This window comes from Nonomuraea sp. NPDC048901, from assembly GCF_040649695.1.
GTDB lineage: Bacteria > Actinomycetota > Actinomycetes > Streptosporangiales > Streptosporangiaceae > Nonomuraea.
Genome location: NZ_JBEZFW010000059.1, coordinates 1 through 2,880, shown reverse-complemented (window position 1 = coordinate 2,880; position 2,880 = coordinate 1). Strand labels below are relative to the sequence as shown.

1 protein-coding gene and 1 pseudogene are annotated in these 2,880 nt (G+C 66.0%); both read right to left on the bottom strand.

Going from position 1 to position 2,880, the window contains the following annotated elements:
* Positions 1–220: 220 nt before the first annotated feature.
* Positions 221–679, bottom strand: a pseudogene (locus AB0C30_RS59790) (transposase); the annotation flags it as partial.
* 10 nt (positions 680–689) lie between these two features.
* Positions 690–2,762 (bottom strand): ISAzo13 family transposase, encoded by a 2,073-nt coding sequence (locus AB0C30_RS59785; protein WP_357962669.1) that lies wholly within the window; start codon positions 2,760–2,762, stop codon positions 690–692.
* Positions 2,763–2,880 lie beyond the last annotated feature (118 nt).

Here is a 2,880-nt window from a genome sequence, read left to right as displayed (position 1 = left end):
CCCACACGCGCCACGCCGGCCAGGACGACGAACAAGGCCATTGGCTGAGCCTGATCAACCAGTTCGCCTGCTGCTGGGGCACCACACCTACCCCTGCCGGCAAGGCCGTCTGGTTCGAGCTGTCAGAGCCCTGACATGCCCACCTCAAGCCGGCAGGCCCGGGGACAATGAAGCGCTCCGGGAGTGTCAACTTAACGGCTGATCTTGGTTGTTGAAGTGTTCAGAGGTTGGCGGGGGTGAGGCGGCCTTCGAAGGCGATCTGGAAGGCGTTCAAGGGTGCCTTCCAGCGCATGGTCCATCGCTTGCGGCCCTTGCCCGTGGGATCCAGGCTCATCAGCGCCATGAATACACACTTCAGGGCCGCGTTCTCGTTCGGGAAGTGGCCCCGGGCACGCACCGCCTTACGGATGCGGGCGTTGACGCTCTCGATGGCGTTGGTGGAGCAGATGACCTTGCGGATCTCGATGTCGAAGGCCAGGAAGGGTACGAACTCTGCCCAACTGGTCTCCCACAGGCGCACGATGGCCGGGTATTTCTGCCCCCAGAGCTCGGAGAACTCGTAGAACCGCTCCAGCGCCGCCTCCTCGGTCGGGGCGGTGTAGACGGGCTTGAGCGCACGTGCGATCTTGTCCCAGTCCTGGCGGGCGGCGTACCGGAACGAGTTGCGCAGCAGGTGAAGCCGTAAAGAATCAACACGGCGGTTCGGTCGGTGTTGTGGGCTCGCTGCCTGATTCGACGGAGGCGATCATGTCGATGGCGGTCCGGAATCGGGTACTTGCGGGTTCGATGGTGATGTCGGCTTCCTTGAGAAGCGGCACGACTTCTGCGATGGCGTTGCTGATGGTGCCGCGGCTGAGGTCGAATGCCTCGGCGAGGACTTCGCGGGTGCAGAGTGTGCGCAGGTAGAGCACGGTGGCCAGGATGCGCTCGGGATCGGTGAGCTTCTGCTTGAACACTCCTCGACGAGTTCCCGGGGTGCGGTCACCGCCGCGCTGGCGGTGGCGGCGACGCTCGACCGCGGCTGCGTGTGGCAGCGCCAGACGCTCGGTGAGCTGGTGGAGCTGCTGGCGGCTCATCCCGGTGAGCTTCGGATCGGACAATGCCTCGGGCAGCGGCGACCTGCCGACGGTGATCCCGTGCTCGAGATAGTTGTGCAGGTCGGTGGCGGTGGCGAAGGCCAGGCTGGTGGTGGCGAGCACGATGTGCTTCTGGTCCAGGAGTTTCCGGGTCTCCCTCACGGCCTGGCCGATGGTGACGGGGTTAGTCGCCAGGAGCTCGCAGAGCGTTTTCTGGGAGCAGACCTGCCGCAGATAGACCACGGTGATCAGGACTCTGTCGGCGTCGCTGAACAGCCGGCGCCCGTGGTCACCTTGTGCTTTGCGGCGCCGTCCGCCGCGCTGCTGGTAGAGGCGTTCTTCGGTCCGGGCGGCTTGAGCGGAGGCGAGTCGGGCGGCGAGTGCGTCGAGTTCAGTGCGGCTCATCCCGGTCAGTCTCGGATCGGCCAGCAGCGCCAGCGCATCAGCCCGGGCCTGTGTCCCGGCCTTGCCCACCAGAGGGATGCCGGGCTCACCGGTCGTCGCTCGGATAGTGTAGTTCCACTCGCCGTGGTGGGCGTGTCGCTCGATCGGCAGCGCCTCGACCTGCGCTTTGGTGACCGCCACGCCGGTCGGGTAGCTGCCGGTGTCCAGCTCCGCCTGGACCGTCAGCCCGGTCCGGGTGCGAGTCGCGGCGATCGTGTTCACGACGACCTCGTGGCTGGTCAGCGGCCGACCGCGCCAGTTCATCGTGATGTGGGAGAACAGCCGGTGCTCGATCTTGTTCCATTTGGAAGTGCCCGGCGGGAAATGGCAGACGGTGACGTCCAGGGCGGCCTCGGCGGCGAACGCGGCCATCTCCGTCTTCCAAGCACGGTACCGGTAGCCGTTGGAACCACCCGCGTCCGCGGTGATCAGCAGCCGGGTTGCGTCCGGGTAGTCGCTGCAGCCGCGGGCCTGCCACCAGCGGCGGATCGACGCGGCGGCGAACGCCGAAGTGTCGTGGTCGACACCGACATTCACCCAGCCGGTGTCTGCGGCCAGGTCGTAGATCCCGTACGGAATCGCATGTTGAATGTCCGGGCCAGTGAAAAAGAAACTGTGGTCCTCCACCTCGACGGGCTCGCCCTTGGGCCGCCACTGCGTCCCCGCCATCGGCAGCCGGCCGAGATACTCCTTCTTCTTGGTATCCACACTGACCACCGGTTCCCCGGCCGCCAGGTGCTCTTTGACCTGCTCGTTGATATAGCGGAACTGGGCATCCCGGTCCGGATGCTGCTTGCCCTCCAATGTCTTGGCATTCCCCTGGAGACTGAACCCACTGGCCCGCAGCAGCCTGCCGACCGTCGGCGCCGAGACCTGATGCCCCTGCCGAGTCAGCTCCTCGGCCAGGTTCCGCAGTGACTTGGTGGTCCACCGCAGCGGCGACATCGGATCACCCCGCTCATCAGGCTCCACCAACGCCAATAACGCGCTCACCAGCTCGGGGTCCAGCTGACCAGCCTGTTTACGACCGCCTCCCGGCCGCCGCACCCGCCCATCGGGGAACGGGTCCTCACCGCCTTCCAGCTCGAACACGCCCTTGCGGACCGTGGACTCGCTGACCCCAGCGATCTCGGCGACAGCCCGCACCCCGCCATGGCCCAGCAGCCGCGCCTCGGCAGCCAGCAGCAACCGCCGCTGACGCTCGTTCAAATGAGGCAGCAACACCTCGAACCTCAAGCCCACCTGCTCGCGGACCTCGCTCGGAATGAGCTTCCCCCTGTTCTCCGGACACTTGGCCTGAGGTCACTCTTGATCATCAGGAAGGATGTCCTCCATGCCCGCACCACATCCGCCAGAGTTC